The sequence below is a fragment of the Microbulbifer maximicatervae (SeqCode) genome (genome assembly GCF_052467825.1).
Window position 1 is genome coordinate 1,864,367 of the sequence record NZ_CP174327.1, and the last position, 19,998, is coordinate 1,884,364.

Consider the following 19,998-nt stretch of genomic DNA (forward strand, 5'->3'; position numbering starts at 1 on the left):
TTATTCTGATAAAACTGTCGTGATTTTTTCTAATTTTTCATTATTTCCTTACTCGGCTATTGCAGTTATTGAATTTTTAAAGGGGGAGCTAAAACACGCAGCAAAAATTTGTATCACCCGGCAGTAAAAAGTAGATGGATATATTCTTATGGGGATATCTCTCTGATTGGGGTTGTGAAATTGACTACGAATGGGCATACAAATGGCTGGCAACCACCGATTCTTGAAGATCCCAGCAGATATTTGAAACTCGCAAATAATCCTTGGTTTAACTTACTGGTAGATTTACAAGACATACTTACTCGAGAGACAGCTGTGTTTTGGTGGAACCAGGGGATTGGCACCGTTCACTTACCTGTTACGACTGGCAGTATTTCAAGTCCAGTTGGGCTGGGAAGTGACTCAATTCCTGTATGTATTCAATTAAATGGTCAGGAAACATATTTAGCCGACTCCATGCAGTTTCAGCTTGAGTTGTGTTGTCGAATGAAGCCCCGAGGCGCTTATTATCTAATGCCGTCATTTCGTGGGGAGGACTGGGACGCTACACATCTCTGCCAGTTTATGCACAGCGAGGTAGAAATTAGTGGGGACTTGGCTGAGGCTATGTCTTTGGCTGAAGGGTATATCCGCGCGCTCAGCAAAGCGATGCTTAGGGAGCAAGCTGAGTCGATTACACGAGCAGCCGGCAGTCTAAGTCACTTAGAGTCAGTGGCAAACGGAGATTTAACTTTTAATTCTGTTACTTTTGATGAGGCTGCCAAGCTTCTTCAGGACAAGCCTGAGTTTATCGATAAAACTGATTACGGGCGAAATCTTACTAGAGCGGGAGAACGAGAGCTTATCAGAACTATTGGCCCCTTTGTTTGGGTTACCAAGTGGGATCATGGGGTTGTTCCCTTTTATCAAGCCATGGATAAAAATGGCTATAGCGCATTAAATAGTGATCTCTTATTTGGGTGTGGCGAAGTGGTCGGTTGTGGCGAAAGACATGTTGACGATTTGGCTGTTCTCACAGCTATGAAGGTGCATGGGGTAAATCCAGAATCCTATAAGTGGTATACGAATATGAAGCGGGTTTATCCATTGAGAACTGCTGGGTTTGGCATGGGTGTTGAACGATTTTTAATGTGGGTGCTCCAACACGATGATATTCGGGATCTCCAGATATTGCCTCGCAGAAACGGATTTGAATTGTCACCATGAGTTCTTCCGATAGGGACCCTTCAAGTTACAATATTTCTAAGCAGGTAAGAATAAGCTCATTGGGATTACCTGAAGATAAATTGCCTCAGCACTTACGCCCCATATTTTCATTTATCAACTCATGGGCAAATGGACAAGATGCACCAGTGACTATAACTATTGGTGGAAGCATCGCATCTGGCGAAGCCGATGCTTTTAGTGATTTGGATGTCACGGCAGTCTATATGTCGACTAATCCACTCAATAGGGCCAGAGCTGAATTTGAGCAGATGTTCACACAGCATTTTAATATTTGCGTGACATTCTCTGCTGTGCATGCGGGAATTCCAAGTTTACTTGTTTTCTACACTCGAAAAGATGACTGGATTGTAAAGTTAGATATAAGCTTTTTGTATTGTGCAGATCCACCTTGCTGTATCCCAGAACCATTCATCGTCTTGCGTAAAGATATTCCTATCAGCCAAAACACCATGTCTGGTGCGAAATCAATGTCAGTGCAGGAGATTATCCCGCGCTACTGTGGCTGGCTTTGGTATACATTTGCAAAAATTAAAAGAGGTGAAAATTTGGCGGCTTGTGACTCTCTCGCCTTTACACGTAAACATGCCATTATTCCACTTATTCAACAGGCTACAGGTGTTAAATTACAAGGGGATCGGCGATTAGAGCAGCGATTGCCGACCGACTGGGTAGAACAACTTCATAACACTCACCCTCGTACTTTGAAGTCTGAGGATCTTTATTTGAGTCAAGCTAGTCTTCATCAAATTTTCCTGCGAGCGGTTAATGAAATAGGAAAGTCTGATTTGTTACTAGAGGGGCAAAAATATAATCAGCTTGTTGATGTGTTACGACGGCAGGGGCTAACCATTGACTGGCCTAAATAATGATGCAGTGTCGGTAAACTTTGGACGCTCTGGGCATAAGCCCAGAGAAACAATGTTTGAAATGAAAAGTTCACGCTATCAACATGAATAACAGGTTTTATCCTAAGCTAATACCGGGAAAGGCGATAGCAATATATTCACCCTCCTCAAATGTAGCAAGTAAATATCCTGACCGATTAATTCGGAGCGTTAAAGCCTTGGAGCGAACCTTGAATACAAAGGTTGTACTGCCGGAGCAGGTGTGCTTTTCAAGAGGGTTTACGGCAGGGACTGCATTGGAGCGGGCTCAGGCGCTTGAGAGTTTATTACTCGATCACTCGATTGCGGGAATCATGTGCTCAATTGGAGGATTTAACTCAGCTGAAATATTAGAACACTTGAATCGAGATATTGTTTGCCGACACCCCAAAGTGTTAATTGGCAACAGCGATGCTACAGCCTTGATTTTAGGTATTTATAGTTTGAGTGGATGGACTACTTATTTTGGCCCCACACTGTTACCTCAGTTTGGCGAATACCCACAGCCTTTTGCTTTTACGGACGAGAACCTTTTTTCTGCCATCGGTAATAATGAGACCTTGACAGAGCTAAGAGATCCTGCTGCATGGACTCGTGAATTTACGGACTGGGGTGAAAGTTCGCAACGTCGTCGTTTGATGGAAAAAGACAGTCACCGAATAGTTTATCGAGAAGGGCTGGGTGAGGGGATATTGTTTGGAGGGAATATAGAGACGCTAAATATGCTTGTGGGTACGCCATATCTTAATATCCCCTCAGATATTATTTTTTTCTGGGAGGCCCATGCTGAAGAAGCGCGACTAGAGAGGGTTCGTCGTGCCCTTACCCATTTGCGTCAATCAGGGATACTCTCTCACGTTAGAGGTATGCTTATTGGACGCTCGCCATATTGCACTGATATAGCCGGCGTCACGCTAAAAGATACGGTTCTTGAGGCTTGTGCGGATTTCGACTTTCCAATAGTGGCGAATCTAAGCTTTGGGCACACAGATCCCATGTTGACTTTGCCAATCGGTGTTTTGGCTAATGTTTGTGTAATGAAAGGTAGTGAGGCCCGTATCACAATTGTCTAACTTACTTTTATCAAAACAGGGATGCCCATGCGGTTATTGCTTGAGTACCCCGGGGGAGAGGTCGCAATTTATTGTCTGCCAAAATGATGTTGCGACCGCACTAATACCGATACGGCCGAGAATTAGGGGGAATGTGGTGGTGGTGCCTCACGTCTATCATACGGATTTTTCCACATTCAATCAGAGTGAGTTCCGCGATCTATTTAAGTGTGTCAGGGAGTCTACTTTTGCAGTAGAAAACCTCTATGATCCTGATGGCACCAATGTCTGGTGTGATTGGGGGGAAATTACGGGGCGATCCTATCTTCACTTAGTTTGGGAGATTGTCCCCAGGAGTGACAGGAGAGCGGGTAGAAAATATCGCTATACGGATATTTTTTCGTGTCCGCAATGGAGTTCGCCGGAGAGGGCGAAGGAAGCTGCACGTCTACGCGATGCTCTCAATTGCTCGAAATAGCCCCTATTATAAAACGATCATAACTTGTATTGAGTTTGCTGTGCCTTATACGTTTCGAGTTCGAAGGCCGTGCCCGCTATGTACACTGATGCATTCGAATGTTCCGCTGGTAAAGGAGATGAAGCACGCTTGCCTGGCGGTAAATCCGAGGCAGCGCAGTAAAGGCGCATTGTTAGTAATCCCTTCTTTGCACACGAATCATTTTACCGCTTGTGACTCGGTAGTTTTATCAGATGTCAGCAATTTGATCCTAACGGGTGTTGATATTCTGCGAGAGGCATTTCAGCCAGATGGTATTCATACATTCTGCAATTCCGGAGTGTCCGCAGGCCAGTCTGAAGATCACATGCATGTGCAAATCATCCCGCGATATGCAGCTGAGCCCTATTCATTTGTACCCAGTGATGAGATTCCACTATTAGCTGAGGATAAGTTAGCCGAACTCGTCAGCGTTCTACTGCGAAGGAGCGCCAATGTAGACTAGCAGCAGTTTTTTCAGCCGGCTCTAGTGAGCGGTACAGCACTCATTCAACAGATTGTTCCCACTCTTTAGAACTGAGTGCTTGTCAGGTTCCTCAAGGCCCGAGACTGTTGACATTAGGGCGCTTCGGCCCTAGATTCAAACGAGCGTTTGAAACACTTGAATGAGGACCGGGAGCATGGCCGACTATAAGGCGCCACTAAGGGAGATGAACTTCCTACTTCACGAGGTATTTGCTGCGGAAAAACTCTGGGCGGAATTGCCCGGGTTGGCTGGGGCGGTAGATCGTGAGACCGCAGATGCGATTCTCGAAGAGATGGCCAAGCTGGCTGCCAACACCCTGGATCCGATCAATCGCACTGGCGACGAAGAGGGCTGCCAGTGGAATGACGGTGTGGTGACCACGCCGAAAGGCTTTAAAGAGGCCTATGCCACCTTCTGTGAAGGCGGCTGGGGTGGACTGCTGGGCAACCCGGAGTACGGCGGCATGGGTATGCCGAAAATGCTGGGCGCTCAGGTTGAAGAGATGATCAATGCTTCAAATATCTCTTTTGCTCTCTACCCGGTTCTGACTAACGGCGCCTGCCTGGCAATTGATGCCCACGCCAGTGATGAGCTGAAAGAAAAATACCTGCCCAAGATGTATGAAGGCACCTGGGCTGGTGCCATGGGCCTTACCGAGCCTCACGCCGGTACGGACCTGGGTATTATCCGCACCAAGGCCGAGCCCCGTGGCGATGGCAGCTTTAGCATTAGCGGCAGCAAGATCTTTATCACCGGCGGTGACCAGGATCTGTCCGAAAATATTATCCACCTGGTATTGGCAAAATTGCCGGACGCACCCAAGGGGCCGAGAGGCATTTCGCTGTTCCTGGTGCCCAAATACAAGGTGAACGAAGACAACAGCATCGGCGAACACAACGATGTGAACTGTGGCTCAATCGAGCACAAAATGGGTATCAAGGCCTCCGCTACCTGTGCGATGAACTTCGACGGCGCCCAAGGCTGGCTGGTCGGCGAGGAGAACAAAGGACTCGCGGCCATGTTTACCATGATGAACTACGAGCGTCTGGGTGTCGGTATCCAGGGCCTCGGCGCTTCAGATCGCTCCTATCAAAATGCTGTTGAATACGCTCGCGACCGTATCCAAAGCCGCTCTCCAGCGGGCGCCAAGCAGCCAGAGAAAGCCGCAGACCCCATCATTGTGCACCCGGATGTGCGCCGTATGCTGCTCACCCAAAAAGCCTTGGTCAACGGCGGCCGCGCTCTGTCCACTTACGTGGCCAAGTGGTTGGATATTTCCAAGTTCGGCGAGGGTGAAGAGAAAAAGAACGCGGAGAATATGGTTGCCTTGCTGACCCCGGTGGCCAAGGCCTTTACTACCGATATGGGATTGGATTGCACCATCCTCGGTCAGCAGGTCTTCGGTGGCCACGGTTATATCCGCGAATGGGGCCAGGAACAGTTGGTGCGCGATGTGCGTATTACCCAGATCTATGAAGGAACCAATGGTATCCAGGCTCTGGATCTGGTGGGCCGCAAGACTGTAGCCACTGGCGGTGCTCTATTCGAATTGTTTGCTGCAGATGTACAGGGCTTTATCGATGCCCAGATTGATCGTGAGGAAATGGCCGAGTTTATCCAGCCGCTCATCGCTGAGATGCAACGCCTGCGTGAAGCAACTGAGAATATGGTTGCCGCCACTCAGCAAGACCCCCACGCACCGGGTGCGGCTTCTGTAGAGTACCTACACCTGTTCGGCTACGTCGCTTACGCCTTTATGTGGGCGCAAATTGTGTCTGCGGCGCTGCCGAAAGCAGAAGCGGATAGCTTCTACAACGGCCAGATAAAGACAGCGCGCTTCTACTTTGCTCGCCTGTTGCCACGTACCCAGGCATTGGCCGGCAGTGTCAATGCAGGCAGCGCTAGCTTGATGGACTTGGAGGAAGAGCTGTTCTAACAGCCCCCAAAGAAAGTGTTAAAAAGCCCCGCATCGCGGGGCTTTTTTGTGGAGCTGTAGAAAGCTTTCTCCTAAACTCAGGGCACAAAAATAACGAGCGAAAGTGCCCATGTTAGATCCCTCCGAAAAGAAACTCTCCGATGAAGACCAAGCCAAGGTCGATAAATACCTGCAGTCCGGCATCAACAGTGTCGAACGCAAGCCTTTCCGTCCCTGGGTATTGTTACTAGGCTTGTTAGCGTTATTGACGCTGCTATCGTTGCTGAGCCTGTACATCGCCCAGACAAAAGGTATCGTCTAGCGCGGTGTGGAGCTTCCCAAGTGCTGGAGTAGCTGCCATTCGTCACCGGAAACTGGCTGGATAGACAGGCGCCCCTGTTTTACCAGCACCATCTCTGCTAACTGGGGGATGCCCTTGATTTCTGCGAGGGGCACCGGCCGCTGGAACTCACTTCGCCAGCGAATATCGACGCAGTACCAGCGCGGTTTATCCTCGCTGGCCTTGGGGTCAAAGTACTTGCTTTCCGGGTCGAACTGGGCCGGATCGGGGTAGGCAGAGCGAACCACTTCGGCGGAGCCCACAACAGCCGGCACCTTACAGGCACTGTGATAAAACAGCACGCCATCTCCTTCCTTCACCTTATCGCGCAAAAAATTGCGTGCCTGGTAATTGCGGATACCATCCCAGCGACCGCAACCGCTGGATTCGGCAGCGAGGTCCTGAAGGCTGTATTCATCGGGCTCAGATTTAAATAACCAGTAGGTCATGCGGCAGTTTGTCTCTTTGCTGCGCCGGGTGGTGTTTCGCCGGCTTTCGGCGCCATTTAGTATGAAGCTGCCGATTAGTGTCAAATCGGCGCATAGATTTTTACCCAATAAGCGGGAGATTATGGGAAGCAAAACACTTCAGTGGCTTTCACAGAAGCTGGCCAGTCGTCGTTCACAATACTGGGCCCTGCAGTTCTCTGGTTGGGGGGGCTATACGCTGTTGACCTTTGTAGGTAGTTTTTTTTGGGTGAATGATCACTGGATTCACTCTGGCTACATCATAGTTGCCACTACTGCGGGAGTTGTTCTCAGCGAGAGTATGCGTTTGGGTTTTCACCGCCTGTGGAGTAAGCCTCCAGCGCTGCGATTAATAGGTTCTTTATTGCTAGTAGTGATGGCGGCGGTGATTTGGGCGGCAATAAAATTCAGCGGCTCTCTGTGGCTGTATGGTCACGATGGTGATGAGCACCCGGCACTCCTGGCCATCTATTGGTTCACCTATTCATTTCTGATTCTGATGACCTGGGCGGCGCTCTATTACGGCATCAAGTATTACCGCTCCTCTCAGGCGCAGCAGGAGAAGGCGTTGCGGGCGGAATCAATGGCGCATCAGGCTCAATTAAAAATGCTGCGTTACCAGTTGAATCCTCACTTCCTGTTTAACACACTCAACGCAATCTCCACCTTGATCCTCGATAAGGACGGGCGCACGGCCAACAATATGGTGACGCGCCTGTCTCAATTCCTGCGCCATTCCCTGGATAATGACCCCATGCAGAAGGTCACCCTGGCGAAGGAAGTTGAGGCGCTGATGTTGTACCTGGACATTGAAAAGGTGCGCTTCGCCGATCGCTTGGGGGTGAATCTGGATTTACAGGGGGAGTCCCCCCAGGCCCTGGTGCCGAGCCTGTTGTTGCAACCGTTGGTTGAAAACGCGATCAAATACGGGATTGCACAACTGGAGTGGGGCGGTGAGATTGGCATCAAGTCACGGGTTTTCGCCGGCGAACTGTTACTGGAGGTTATCGATAACGGCCCCGGTATGTCGGAAGAGGAGCTGCGCCTGATTGGCAAAGGCTACGGAGTGGGCATTCGCAATACCTGTGAGCGCCTTAAGGCCCTTTATGGCGATGACCAGAGAGTGCGTTTCCGCAATCGTCCGGAAGGGGGCTTGTCGGTAAATATTCGTATTCCCTTTGAACAGGAATAAAGAAATGAGTGGAGTAGAGATCCTGAGGGCGATCGTTGTCGATGATGAACCCCTGGCTCGTCGCGGCTTGCGGCTGCGCCTGGAGCAGATGGCTGATATCGAGGTGGTTGCAGAGAGCGGCAATGGTCGCGATGCATTGGAGAAAATACTGGAGCTGAGGCCCGATGTAGCATTTGTGGATATCCAGATGCCCGGCGTAAACGGTTTGCAACTGGTTCAGTTGATTCCGTTGGACTCTCTGCCTCATGTGGTATTTGTCACGGCCTACGACCAGTATGCGGTAGAGGCTTTTGAAATCAATGCGGTGGACTACGTATTAAAACCCATCGAAGAAGAGCGCTTGGAGTTGGCTCTTACCCGAGTCAGGGAACAGAGAGCCAACGCTGATATCGCTAACCAACGAGAGCAATTACTCGAAGCTGTTGCCGATTTGACCAAGGAATCCCCTGAGGTGCTGGAGCAGAAGCTGGTTAGCGGGCAATTTGCCGGCAGTGCCTATCCGGACAAAATTGCAGTGAAAGATGCGGGCAAAATCACTTTGGTGCCCTCCAGTGAGATCGACTGGATCGATGCTGCTGGTGATTATATGTGTGTGCACGCTCGGGGTGAGACCCATGTGATGCGTATCACCATGAAAGAGCTGGAGCAGCAGTTGGACCCGAAACTTTTCCAGCGCATACATCGGTCAACAATCGTCAATTTAAGTCGGGTAAGGGAAATACGTGCCCATATTAATGGCGAATACCATCTGGTATTAGATAGCGGCGAGTGTTTAAAAATGAGCCGCAGCTATAAAAATAAAGTCCAGCACTTCCTCTGATCCATAAATTTTTTATGGCTCTCAGGTGAGGCAGCAAAGCAGGTGGGTTTTCCACTGTAACGCTGCCTCTTAAGGCATGGATTTCATTTTGTGAATTTTTATTTTCTTTCCGGCGAATAAACGGGCTCTTCATGGCCTGATCGAATTTTCCTGGCAACTAGTCGCAACTGCCTTGTAAGGAATTCATATTCCGCTAGCCTTCAGTCCCAATAAAAAACTGGGGCTGAAGTAATGGCATTAACGCGCGCCGCTTTAAAAAATCCCGCTGCTGCGGGGGTCGCAGTGGTTATGGCTGTTCTGCTTGGAGCTTTCCTCGCCAGCCAGCTGCCGGTTCAACTTTTCCCCGATATCGACAATCCTCGTATCGCTATTCAGGCGGGCTGGAGAGCGGCCGCACCGAAAGAGGTGGAGGCGGAAATTGTCGAGCCGATCGAATCCGTATTACAGGGCCTCACTGGTCTGGAAATGATGCAAGTCAACGCCGGTCGCGGTGGCGCCTGGGCAAATCTGGAATTTGCCATGGGCACCGATATGAACAAGGTGCTGATTGATGTTATCAGTCGTATGAGCAGCCTGCCGCCACTGCCCCGGGATGCGGAGCCACCGCGAGTAATGCTGGGTGGCTGGGGTGGTGATGCCACAGCACTGACCTATTTCTTTCTGCAAAAATTACCTGATAACCAAAATAACCTGGATGACTACGCCGGCCTGATTGAAGATGTACTGCGCCCGGAGTTGGAGTCGGTGCCCGGGGTTGCCAGTGTCCAGGCCCAGTCTGGGAGTGCGGCACAGGAAGAGTTACAGATTATTTTTGATCCCTGGAAAGCAGCTGAACTGGGAGTAGAGCTGCCTACAGTGAGTCGGCAGCTGGCGTCGGCCAGGGATGTCTCCGGCGGATTTACTGACGTGGGGCGGCGTCGCTATACCCTGCGCTTTGTCGGCGAGTATGAACCCAAAGACTTATCCGAACTGGTGTTGGAGTGGCGCAATGGACAGCCGGTGCGCCTGGGCGATATTGCCGAGGTCAAGGTGGGGCCTTCCGAATCGCGCGGTGTCACCACGCAGAATGGCAACCCGGCAGTTTCTCTCCGTATTAACCGTACCAACAATGCCAATATGCTGGCTACTTTGGAGCGGGTTAAGCAAAAAGTCGCTGAGCTGAATGAAACTAAATTGAAAGCTGAGCAGCTTGTGCTGGTGCAATCATTTGATGCATCAGTATTTGTTTATCGGGCTTTAAACTTGCTCGGCGGTAATATGATTTTGGGTATCGTATTAGCTGTCGGAGTGCTCTGGTGGTTTATGCGACGCATGCGTGCGACCTTGATCGTTGCCGCAGCGATTCCAATTTCATTACTTTCGACCTTTGTGGTGCTGTCGGCCGCAGGCCGCAGCGTGAATGTAATTTCTCTGGCGGGACTGGCCTTTGCTACCGGTATGGTGCTCGATGCTGCGATAGTAGTGTTGGAAAATATTGTGCGCCTGAGAGAAAAAGGTCGGGGGGCAGAGGAGGCTGCGGAGCAGGGTGCAGGCCAGGTGTGGGGTGCACTGTTGGCCAGTACTGCGACAACCGTTGCGATATTCCTTCCTGTATTTTTCCTTAACAGTGTCGAAGGGCAGGTCTTCGGTGACCTGGCCCTGACTATTGCTGTGGCTGTGGTGTTTTCCCTGTTGGTTGCGGTGGCTGTGGTTCCCCTGGCTGCGCGTCTGTGGCTACCCTCTATCTCTACTGAAGACCGTCTCTCCCGAGTGTGGGAAAAAATAACTGCGCGGGTAATGGCTTTGACGAGTACCAGGACCCGCCGTTGGCAGGTGATCGGGGGGCTTTTATTAATGCCCATGGTTGCGACTTATTTATTCTTACCAAACCTGGATTATTTACCGCCGGTAAAAAGAGATGCAGTTGATGTGTGGATGAACTTCCCCGCATCCACTAATACCAAAACTTTAGAAACAGAAATCGTCAACGAGTTGGATAAGCGCATGGCACCCTACATGAGTGGTGAGCGCGAACCAGCCCTGAAGAACTACTACGTGATTACCTGGCCCAATGGCGGCACTATGGGAGTGCGGGTTAAGGATATGGATCAAGCCAAGGAGATGGAGAGAATCCTGCGGGAAGAAATCCTGGTGGATATTCCTGATTTCCAGGGATTTGCTGCGCGGGGTAATCTGTTTGGCCAGTTCGGTGGTGACCGCAACATTGCTTTACATCTGCAATCCCGTGATGCCGAAGCATTGATGCGTGCGGCTGCCCTTGGGGTGGCGGTTGTTGAAGAGGTGATGCCGGGAACGCCGGTGCAGACCAACCCGGGCTTATCTTTATCAGAACCTGAATTGACAGTGCGCCCCAATGATCGCGCAATGCTGGAGCAGGGCTGGAATCGCCAGGATATGGGCGGACTGGTTCGAACGCTGGGCAATGGTCTCTATGTCGGCGAGTATTTTGACGGTGAAAAGCGCCTGGATATTATTTTTAAAGCGCAGCCCTGGAGCACCCCGGAGCAATTGCAAAATACGCCGCTGGTAACGCCCCGTGGGGAAGTGGTGCCGCTCAGTCAACTGGCCAGTGTGGAGCGGACTGTGGGGCCGGGCAGTTTGCGCCGGGTCGATGGTCGGCGCACTATTACACTGAATATAGTACCGCCGGAAGATGTGTCCCTCGAAGAGGTGCGCGCACAGCTGGAGGCGGATGTATTGCCGAAGATTCGTGAAGCTCTGCCCGCTGACGGGAGTATTTTGGTGGGAGGAAATGCCAGTGACCTGGATAAGGCGTTGGCCTCGCTTTCCAAGAATTTCCTGTTAGCGCTGCTAATTTTATTCCTGCTGATGAGCGCACTGTTCCGCTCCTTGCGGGATGCCTCTCTGGTACTGCTCACCGTGCCCCTGGCGACAGTGGGCGGCGTGTTGGCGCTACAAATTTTAAACTTGATCGATTTCCAACCACTGGATCTGCTCACCATGATTGGCTTTGTGATACTGCTAGGCCTGGTGGTGAATAATGCTATTTTGCTGGTACACCAGACGCGAGCGGCAGAAATGGCGGGTAGCACTCGGGTGGACGCTGTAGAGCAGGCCTTGCGCCTGCGTTTGCGCCCTATTTTTATGAGTACCCTGACCAGTGTATTTGGCATGTTGCCACTGTTGGTTGCTCCCGGTGAGGGCAGTGTTATTTACCGCGGCCTGGCCGCAGTGATTGTGGGCGGCATGGCAGTGAGCACGCTCTTTACCCTGGTTTTATTGCCGGCATTACTGCAAACCGGCAGCCTGCCACTACCCAAATTTACGGCTATGCGCGAAAGGTTTGCCCTGAGGAGTTCACAATGAAGAAATTGCTCGCAGGTATCGTTTTATCTCTGGGCGCTAATGGCGTTTGGGCGCAGGGCGATCCTATTGCGGTATTGGTGGATCGGGCCCAAGTTCGGGAAATTGCTCCGAGCCAGTGGTCTGCAGGTGAGGTGGTGAGCCGACGGGATATCCTGGTTTCTTCTGAACTGGATGGTGTGTTGGAATTTGTCGCTGAACCCGGCAGCTTTATTAAAAAGGGTGAGCGCCTGGCCGAGCTGGACAGTACTCATTGGCGATTACAGCTGCGCAACAGTGACAGCCGTATTGCACAATTGCGTGCGCGGTTGACCTATATGGATGCTCAGTTAAATCGACTGAGTAAGTTGGCGGAAACCAATAGTACCTCCCGAGCCGCATTGGAAGAGCAGCAGGCTGAGCGCGAGGCAATGGCTCAGGACCTGATTGCGGCTCAAATTGAGCGCGACCGACGGGCCTATGAATTATCTAAAACAGCCATTGATGCACCCTTTGATACTTTAGTGGTGAGCCGCGAATTACAGGCGGGAGAATATGTGCGCACCGGTTCGGAATTACTGCGAGCCCTGGATATGTCACAGATGGAAGTGGAGGCGGATATTCCCCTGACGGCTCTGCCGCTGATTCGCATTGGTGACACAGTGGCGCTGCGCAGTGATTCTGTCTCTCGGCCGGGAGAGGCTCGGGTGGATGATCAATTATTTAGCGGCCGGGTACGTCAATTTGTGCCTGTAGCCAGCGATCGCTCCCGGCGAGTTAAGCTGATGGTAACTTTGCCACAGAGTGCGCCGGAGCAGTGGGACTGGATTGTCGGAATGCCGGTACAGGTCTCTGTGCCCATTGCGCAGGCCCAGGCCACCATGTCTGTGCCAAGGGATGCCTTGGTTTTAAGAAATGGCGATACCTTCGTATATCGAGTGGGCGAGGGGGATAAGGCAGAGCGATTATCTGTGCGTATCGGCAGTGGCGATGGTGAATGGGTGTCGGTAAGCGGTGATCTCGCCAAGGGCGATCGTGTGATAGTGCGTGGTGCCGAGCGCTTGCAGCCTGGGCAGGAAGTTAAAGTGCTGTCGGAAGTGGTGCGAGATAAAGAGCCATTACAGGCCGGTAGTGGTTGATTACAGATTTTTCCTGAAGACTTGCTGATCAAAAACAGGGTGACTCACTGCTTGTGATCGCCCTGGCCCTCCTAACATTTTGCCAAGCAATGATGTCCTCTCCCCATCCAAACTATTTGTGGGTATATCAACTAAATAATAATCATTCGCATTGACTGGTGTGTATTTCTTCAAATATCATCCGCTCCGTTTATGGTGCCCCTGCACCGTTCGCTGATTTGGAATGAGGTTTTAGCCGATGAAAAGTAACGGCTTAATGAAGAAAAAAGCGCTGTCAGCCTGGATTGCTGCTGCCGTGCTCGCCCCGCTTGGAAATTCTGCTTGGTCTGCTGAAAGCGACATTGCTGAAACCATGGAAGAAGTCAGTGTCTACGGAGAGCAGGAGGAGACCAGTACCGCCTCTCGCCTAAGTCTATCTGTTTACGATACTCCGCAAACGGTAACAACTGTATCCCAGGCTCAAATCCAGGACTTTGCCCTACAGGATATTAATGAGCTGCTGAAATATACTCCTGGGGTAACCGTAGAGAACGTAGAGACGGATCGTACTTATTACACCGCTCGTGGCTTTGATATTGTGAACTTCCAATACGATGGTATTGGTGTTCCCTTTTCCTCTGGTTTATCCCATGGGCATCAAGACACCGCGATATTTGATCAGGTTGAAGTGGTGAAGGGCGCAGCAGCTCTGACCACAGGTCTGGCTAACCCCTCCGCGACGGTTAACTTTATCCGCAAGCGTCCAACAGAAGAGTTCAAGGCGGGTGTAGATCTGGTTGTCGGTGAAGAGGGGCGTTTGCGCACCCAGGGAGATATCTCAGGTTCTATCAGCGATAACGTCCGAGGACGGTTGGTGGTTGCAGAGGATGAGGCCGACTCTTATCTTGACCGCTACGAAACTGACGGCAGTGTCTACTACGGTATTGTGGAAGCGGATTTGACTGATTCCACCACCCTGACCTTAGGCCACAGCCAAAATCGCAGTGAAGCCGATGGCAGCATGTCTGGTGCCCTGCCACTTTTCTATACCAATGGCAGCGCTACCGATTACGATAATTCCACAAGCACGGCACCGGACTGGGCTTTCCGCAATGTAGACAGAACCCAGACTTTTGTTGAACTGAAGCAGGATCTTTCCGCAAACTGGTCCGTCACTGCATTACTGACCCAGAATGAAATCGATATGGATGTCGAGGAGATGTATGTCTACGGTACTCCAGACAGAGAAACCGAACTGGGTTTACATGGTTATGCGTTTGGCTATAAGTTGGATGAAAAGCAAAAGATTGCCGATGTGTTCCTGTCAGGAACTTACAATTTGTTCGGCCGCGATCACGAGTTGGTGGTGGGAGCCAACTATGCGGATATCGAACTAACCGGCCAGTCTTTCTACAGCTACTCCGACGGTTATCCGGTTCTTGGCAGTGACTGGGCAAATGGCACAACGGCGCGGCCTGACTTTGTTGATTTTGATTCTTATAAAGATGGCCACGAAGACGATCAAGAACACAAGTCCCTGTACTTTGCCACTCGTTTGAATATTACCGACAGTCTGTCTTTATTGGCCGGCGCGCGTAAAATGGAAGTGGAACAATCCGGCTACAATTATGGTGTTGATGCTGACACTTCGGCGGATGAAACTGTTCCCTATGTAGGGGCCACCTTTGATTTGAACGATAGTTTCTCATTCTACGGTAGCTATACTGAAGTCTTTACCCCGCAGTCTTGGGTTAACCCTGAATTTAAACCACTGGGGGCCGCAGAGGGAGACAGTTCCGAGGTGGGGTTTAAGTACTCCCTTGCGGGTGGACAAGCAACGGCTAGTGTTGGGCTATTTGAATCCAACCTGAATAATCTCGGTGAATACCTAGATAAGGTTGATGGAAAGAATGTTTACGAGAGTGGTGATTTCACTACAAAGGGCGTTGAGCTGGAGCTAATCGGTTCAATTACCGAGAATTTCAATATCAGCTTTGGCTTTACCCACTTAAGTGAAGTAGTCAATAAAGACGGTGAGGAAGATCGCACTTATATTCCGCGCAACACCCTGAAGGTGGCCGTGGCTTACGATTTACCTCAAGTTCAAGGCTTGAAGTTCGGCGGCGGTATCAATTGGCAGGATGATATTTACACTGAGCCTGCCGAGGGTGTTCGTGTAGAGCAGGATAGCTATGCGTTGCTCAGCGCCTTTGCCAAGTACGATATTTCTGATGCTTTAACGGTTGGCCTCAATATTGATAACCTGACCAACGAGAAATATATCAACAGCCTCTATTGGACCCAGGGCTATTACGGCGCTCCGCGTCAGGCACAGTTGAGTGTGAGCTGGCGCTACTAAGGCGCCTAGTTAACTCCGTTGCAGTTTAACCCGGTACTTGTGCCGGGTTTTCTGTTTTTTAGTTTTAGGTAAATGTTATGCGTCAAACCCTGGTTCTTTTACATCGTTACCTGGGGCTTGCTACTGCGGTCTTCCTGATAGTCACCGGGCTAACCGGCGCTATTATCTCCTGGGATCACGAACTGGATGAGTGGCTCAATCCCCACTTATATAAAACTACTTCCAGCGGCGAACCCTTAGCCTCTATCGAGTTGGCAGAACGGCTTGAAGAGTCCTTGCCGCAAGTCCAAATATCCTATTTTGAATTAGTACAGGAGCCTGGGCATACCCAGTATTTCTGGGTAGAGCCTCGAATTGACCCCGCTACCGGTCAATTCTTTGCGGTGGATTACAACCAGGTATTTGTCGATCCGACCAGTGGGGAAATTGTTGGTAAGCGCGAATGGGGACGTGTCTGGCCGATAACAACTGAAACACTGATGTCGTTTTTGTACAAGCTGCATTACAGTTTTCATATTCCTGAATTTTGGGGCACTGACCACTGGGGAATTTGGCTGCTGGGCGTTATTGCACTGGTATGGACAGTCGATTGCTTTGTGGGGCTAGCGGTGACTTTACCTCGCCGCAAGAAATCCACTCGAAAGCCATCTCGGACTTGGTGGCAGCGCTGGAAGCCCGCATGGATGATTAAGGCCGGCGCTGGGCGTGCCAGGCTCACATTTGATTTACATCGTGCGTTCAGTCTGTGGACCTGGGCGCTGCTGCTGACAATTGCATTTACGGCCTTCTCACTGAATCTCTATCGAGAAGTGTTTTTTCCCCTGATGTCGCTGGTATCAGATGTGACTCCGTCGCCCTTGGAAGAGCGCACACCTAACGATCACAGCAATCCAATTACCCCGGCGTTGTCTTTTCGGGGTATAGCCGCGATTGGAGAAAACCAAGCTGCGCAGATTGGCTGGCAGCAACCGTTGAATTCCCTGTGGTATGCCCGGGAGTGGGGGATATATCGAGCTGAATTTTTTGATGCCAGCGCAGGGCATGGTGCCGGGGGGGTTGGTCACAAGGCTCTATTTTTTGATGGCCACAGCGGCGAATATCTCGGAGACTTTATCCCCTGGGAAGGGACGGCAGCAGACTTATTTGTACAGGCGCAATTCCCAGTGCATTCCGGTAGGATCCTCGGTCTCCCTGGTCGCATACTGATTTCAATTATGGGGGTGGTGATTGCGATGTTGAGTGTGACTGGAGTTTTAATCTGGTTACGTAAACGTCGTGTGGCAGTCAGTAGTCGGGTGGATAGCAGGTCTCCCTTGCAGAGTACAGCTGTATAATTCTATTGGTTAGACTAGTGGTAATTGGAGCAATTTAATGGCGCTCTAGTTACCGCTTGGGATAGCCTTGGAGATGACTTGTTCGCACCATACCCTTAGCGGATTGCAATTTGCTGATGATATTAGCCATGCGATCCCTGCTTACCCTATTTCTTGTATTCTTCTGTTCTGTTTCGGAGTCTCAGGTTCGATCGGACCACCTGCCTCCCGGAGCTGAGCCTATCGAAGTGAATAACCAGACAGTTTTTTATAAAAATGGTTATTTCTACCGCAAAGGCCCAGACGTCTATACCCGGATTGAGCCGCCTCTGGGAGCTCGGGTCTCCCGAGTACCTTTTGGAACCCCCATTAACTTGGGTAACAAGCATTATATGCTTGCGGGTAATGGTACCTTTTTCTTATTAGACCCCAGGGACAATCAATATGTGGTGGTCACGCCCCCTCCCAATTGGCAGCATGTTAATCGCAATCCCCTAGCTCCGAAAAAGAAAATATATCCCCGAGCGTATCCGCCCCGCCATTTGCGGCACCGCTCAGAGGGTAAACGAGTCGATCGTAAGGATTGGGATATTTACTGTGAAGCCCGGGCGGCAAATTTGCTGCGCCGTACGGGTGAGCCTGGTAAAACAACCAGGCGGGCTATGCGTGAATATCGCAAGATATACAGAAAATGTTTGCGTCAAAGTCGGCGCTTCAGGTAAATGCATGGGGCAGGGAAGTCCCTGGGCTACACTGAACAATATGGCCCAGTAGGCGCCTATTTTATTAGTGCCGTATTTTTTCACGGATAGAAGTATTTTATGCCGGGTGCCAGCCTTTTTATCCCTCGTTGTAGTGCCGGCAAAGAATTTTCTTTTCTTCACCTCGCCCTTTCATTTCTCCTTTTCTTTAGCGTCGCCTGTCTATCTGTTTCCAGTGTCGCGCAGCTTCCCGGTAGTAAACCCAAGGAGTTTAAGCCAGAAGTTCCGGATTTTGCTGACCCCTCTGCCGATTGGTGGACTGGGTGGACCAGTGCCTCTCCCGAAGAGCGACGAGAATGGCTTAGCTTGGTCACAAAGAGCTGGGAGGAGTGGGAAAAGGATTTGCCGGAGGATGAGGCCTTACAGGAAGGCGCAGAAAAGATTAGCCAAAGTTTACAAGGGATCGCAATTACCTGGAAAAAACGAGAGGAGTACCTGAAAGTTCCTTTAATGCCGGATGTGGATTTTCCAGAAAACCCAACGGTATTGAACTGGGCCAAGGCTGATTCTGCCATTAGCCGTGGCCGACGTAGGTTGAAAGGCGTAGAACTGGAGGCTCGCCAACTTAAATCAACCCAGTCCCAGTCTCTATCTTTACTGCGTAAACAAGTGATTGTGCTGCGCGATTCCAGTGGACGAGAGGAGGATGAGGCGGCGCAGGCTCTACTTTTAGCTCAAATAAATCACCTAAATATTATTGAGCAGCTGAGTACCGTTAATACTTTCCTGGGAACCTGGCGGGAAAAGATTAACAGCGCAGAAATTAAATTGCGGAGACTTCTCGATACCCTCGTCTACTCCAGTAAAGATGCAGAGGAAATAGATAAGGATATTGCCGCGAACGAAAAGAAAATCGAACGTATTTCTGCGACCCGCACCAGTATTCAAAGCACTACAGAACCCTCCACTGACCCCACCATCAATATGCAGAAAGACCTCACCCTGATGCAGCTTGAAGTGGACTTGTTGGAGGAGCAGCTGGAAAAACGCAAAAGTGAGTTGCTGCAATCCATCAATGAAGTCCTGAATGAAGAGGGCGAAGAGCGCCCCCTGATTATCAGTCGGGATTTATTGGAAAACGCCAACTCTGTGATTGAAAGTGCGTCACGGGAGCTGGCGGTGCGCCAGCGCCAGGTGGTGGCCTGGCGTGAAGATGAAGAGAATGAAGACCTGAGTCGCTGGTGGTCTTACTTTGAGCGTATTGGCAGTGGTTTAGCCCGCGCCAATGACCTCGAACAGGATATTCAGCGCTATGAAAAGGCTCAGCTGGAAGTTTACAAGGAGCGCCAGGGTTGGTGGGCAACAGTGCGCGAACGAGTCGCACTGGGCGCAAGACAAGCTTATAACCGCTGGCGTAAGTTGGCGGATTATCAGCTATTTACTGTTGCCCAGAACCCGATAACCCTGCGGTTGATCGCCAAGATGATTGTGGTCTTGGTGGGGGCCTGGCTATTGTCTGGACTCACCCAGGCCTTCCTGCGCCGGCTTGTGCGCAGGGAGCATGCCAGTGAATCCTCCATGTACAATCTTGGGCGGGTGTTGCATTACATCTTTATTTCCGCGGCCCTGATTGTGGTGCTCAGCATGTTGGGCCTGGATACCTCCAAGTTGGCCCTGGTCGCTGGAGCCCTGTCGGTAGGTATTGGCTTTGGGCTTCAGGCGATCTTCTCGAATTTTATCTCCGGTTTGATTTTGCTGTTTGAGCGCCCTCTCAAAGTGGGTGATCTGGTGGAGCTGGAGTCGGGCGTTTTTGGCCGCATCCGCGATATCAGCGTGCGCTCAACCCGTATTACCACGCGGGACAATGTGGATATCTTGGTGCCCAACACTGAGTTTGTTGCGGGCCGGGTTATTAACCACACACTGGATGATCCTGTGCGCCGTATTCATGTACCCTTTGGGGTGTCTTATGCCTCGGACCCAGATTTGGTGCGGGAAGCTGCCCTGGAAGCTGCTGCTCGAGTCAATATCACCCATACCGACTGGAAGCGAAAAACCGAGGTGTGGCTGATGGGGTTCGGAGATAATGCCCTTGACTTCAAGTTGGTGGTGTGGGTCAACAGCAATATGGTGACTTCCCTGGGAGACTCCTATGCCCTGTACAACTTGGAGTTGTTGCGGGAATTTCGCGATAAGGGTATTGAGGTACCTTTCCCTCAGAGAGATCTGCATCTGCGCAGTTGGGATGTTCCGGCGATCATTGGCCGTACTGCCAGGAAGTAACTGGGGTCCGGCTGGCATGACACCTCCGGGATTTCATAGTA

General features: G+C 50.8%; 15 protein-coding genes. 14 read left to right on the top strand and 1 reads right to left on the bottom strand.

Features of this window, described 5'->3' with window-relative positions; genetic code table 11:
- The first annotated feature begins 174 nt into the window (after window positions 1-174).
- The 6 genes from ACJJII_RS08245 (at window position 175) to ACJJII_RS08270 (ending at window position 6,383) form a co-directional block, all read left to right on the top strand.
- Complete coding sequence (locus ACJJII_RS08245; RefSeq protein WP_413664195.1) at window positions 175-1,206, top strand: amino acid--tRNA ligase-related protein; 1,032 nt, start codon at window positions 175-177, stop codon at window positions 1,204-1,206.
- The gene (locus ACJJII_RS08250) at window positions 1,203-2,093 is read left to right on the top strand and encodes a hypothetical protein (protein ID WP_444912005.1); all 891 of its coding nucleotides are present in this window, start codon (window positions 1,203-1,205) and stop codon (window positions 2,091-2,093) included. The genes ACJJII_RS08245 and ACJJII_RS08250 overlap by 4 nt, the downstream gene beginning before the upstream one ends.
- A gap of 83 nt (window positions 2,094-2,176) precedes the next feature.
- Entirely contained in the window at window positions 2,177-3,184 is a 1,008-nt protein-coding gene (locus ACJJII_RS08255; RefSeq protein ID WP_444918878.1) for a S66 family peptidase, read from the top strand.
- A 575-nt stretch (window positions 3,185-3,759) separates the two neighbouring features.
- A complete protein-coding gene (locus ACJJII_RS08260; protein ID WP_444912006.1) occupies window positions 3,760-4,125 on the top strand; it encodes an HIT family protein in 366 nt (121 codons plus the stop codon).
- A gap of 175 nt (window positions 4,126-4,300) precedes the next feature.
- Window positions 4,301-6,082, top strand: a complete 1,782-nt coding sequence (locus tag ACJJII_RS08265) for an acyl-CoA dehydrogenase C-terminal domain-containing protein (protein ID WP_444912007.1) — start codon at window positions 4,301-4,303, stop codon at window positions 6,080-6,082.
- Window positions 6,083-6,191: 109 nt separating this feature from the next.
- A complete protein-coding gene (locus tag ACJJII_RS08270) occupies window positions 6,192-6,383 on the top strand; it encodes a DUF3094 family protein (protein WP_413664201.1) in 192 nt (63 codons plus the stop codon).
- Here ACJJII_RS08270 and ACJJII_RS08275 read toward each other — a convergent pair.
- Window positions 6,380-6,850, bottom strand: coding sequence for an EVE domain-containing protein (locus ACJJII_RS08275; protein WP_444912008.1), 471 nt, complete (start codon window positions 6,848-6,850; stop codon window positions 6,380-6,382). The genes ACJJII_RS08270 and ACJJII_RS08275 overlap by 4 nt on opposite strands.
- 121 nt (window positions 6,851-6,971) lie before the next feature.
- Here ACJJII_RS08275 and ACJJII_RS08280 point away from each other — a divergent pair, with 121 nt between their 5' ends.
- The 8 genes from ACJJII_RS08280 (at window position 6,972) to ACJJII_RS08315 (ending at window position 19,957) form a co-directional block, all read left to right on the top strand.
- Window positions 6,972-8,060, top strand: a complete 1,089-nt coding sequence (locus tag ACJJII_RS08280; protein WP_444912009.1) for a sensor histidine kinase — start codon at window positions 6,972-6,974, stop codon at window positions 8,058-8,060.
- Between the two features lie 4 nt (window positions 8,061-8,064).
- Window positions 8,065-8,880 (top strand): LytR/AlgR family response regulator transcription factor, encoded by an 816-nt coding sequence (locus ACJJII_RS08285; protein WP_444912010.1) that lies wholly within the window; start codon window positions 8,065-8,067, stop codon window positions 8,878-8,880.
- Between the two features lie 231 nt (window positions 8,881-9,111).
- Window positions 9,112-12,207 (top strand): efflux RND transporter permease subunit, encoded by a 3,096-nt coding sequence (locus tag ACJJII_RS08290; RefSeq protein WP_444918879.1) that lies wholly within the window; start codon window positions 9,112-9,114, stop codon window positions 12,205-12,207.
- Entirely contained in the window at window positions 12,204-13,322 is a 1,119-nt protein-coding gene (locus tag ACJJII_RS08295; protein ID WP_444918880.1) for an efflux RND transporter periplasmic adaptor subunit, read from the top strand. Before ACJJII_RS08290 ends, ACJJII_RS08295 begins: the two co-directional genes overlap by 4 nt.
- Window positions 13,323-13,560: 238 nt before the next feature.
- The gene (locus ACJJII_RS08300; RefSeq protein ID WP_444918881.1) at window positions 13,561-15,660 is read left to right on the top strand and encodes a TonB-dependent siderophore receptor; all 2,100 of its coding nucleotides are present in this window, start codon (window positions 13,561-13,563) and stop codon (window positions 15,658-15,660) included.
- 77 nt (window positions 15,661-15,737) lie between these two features.
- Entirely contained in the window at window positions 15,738-16,994 is a 1,257-nt protein-coding gene (locus ACJJII_RS08305; RefSeq protein WP_444918882.1) for a PepSY-associated TM helix domain-containing protein, read from the top strand.
- A gap of 116 nt (window positions 16,995-17,110) precedes the next feature.
- A complete protein-coding gene (locus ACJJII_RS08310; RefSeq protein ID WP_444919267.1) occupies window positions 17,111-17,695 on the top strand; it encodes a DUF6515 family protein in 585 nt (194 codons plus the stop codon).
- Window positions 17,696-17,794: 99 nt separating this feature from the next.
- On the top strand, window positions 17,795-19,957 hold the full coding sequence (locus ACJJII_RS08315; RefSeq protein ID WP_444912014.1) for a mechanosensitive ion channel family protein: 2,163 nt from the start codon (window positions 17,795-17,797) through the stop codon (window positions 19,955-19,957).
- Window positions 19,958-19,998 lie beyond the last annotated feature (41 nt).

Excerpts from the sequence above, each read along its gene's own strand:
- ACJJII_RS08260 (WP_444912006.1), top strand. The coding sequence starts at position 3,760 with ATGAAGCACGCTTGCCTGGCGGTAAATCCGAGGCAGCGCAGTAAAGGC.
- ACJJII_RS08265 (WP_444912007.1), top strand. The coding sequence starts at position 4,301 with ATGGCCGACTATAAGGCGCCACTAAGGGAGATGAACTTCCTACTTCAC.
- ACJJII_RS08295 (WP_444918880.1), top strand. The coding sequence starts at position 12,204 with ATGAAGAAATTGCTCGCAGGTATCGTTTTATCTCTGGGCGCTAATGGC.
- ACJJII_RS08300 (WP_444918881.1), top strand. The coding sequence starts at position 13,561 with ATGAAAAGTAACGGCTTAATGAAGAAAAAAGCGCTGTCAGCCTGGATT.
- ACJJII_RS08275 (WP_444912008.1), bottom strand. The coding sequence starts at position 6,850 with ATGACCTACTGGTTATTTAAATCTGAGCCCGATGAATACAGCCTTCAG.
- ACJJII_RS08310 (WP_444919267.1), top strand. The coding sequence starts at position 17,111 with ATGATATTAGCCATGCGATCCCTGCTTACCCTATTTCTTGTATTCTTC.
- ACJJII_RS08280 (WP_444912009.1), top strand. The coding sequence starts at position 6,972 with ATGGGAAGCAAAACACTTCAGTGGCTTTCACAGAAGCTGGCCAGTCGT.
- ACJJII_RS08290 (WP_444918879.1), top strand. The coding sequence starts at position 9,112 with ATGGCATTAACGCGCGCCGCTTTAAAAAATCCCGCTGCTGCGGGGGTC.
- ACJJII_RS08250 (WP_444912005.1), top strand. The coding sequence starts at position 1,203 with ATGAGTTCTTCCGATAGGGACCCTTCAAGTTACAATATTTCTAAGCAG.
- ACJJII_RS08255 (WP_444918878.1), top strand. The coding sequence starts at position 2,177 with ATGAATAACAGGTTTTATCCTAAGCTAATACCGGGAAAGGCGATAGCA.
- ACJJII_RS08285 (WP_444912010.1), top strand. The coding sequence starts at position 8,065 with ATGAGTGGAGTAGAGATCCTGAGGGCGATCGTTGTCGATGATGAACCC.
- ACJJII_RS08305 (WP_444918882.1), top strand. The coding sequence starts at position 15,738 with ATGCGTCAAACCCTGGTTCTTTTACATCGTTACCTGGGGCTTGCTACT.
- ACJJII_RS08270 (WP_413664201.1), top strand. The coding sequence starts at position 6,192 with ATGTTAGATCCCTCCGAAAAGAAACTCTCCGATGAAGACCAAGCCAAG.
- ACJJII_RS08315 (WP_444912014.1), top strand. The coding sequence starts at position 17,795 with ATGCCGGGTGCCAGCCTTTTTATCCCTCGTTGTAGTGCCGGCAAAGAA.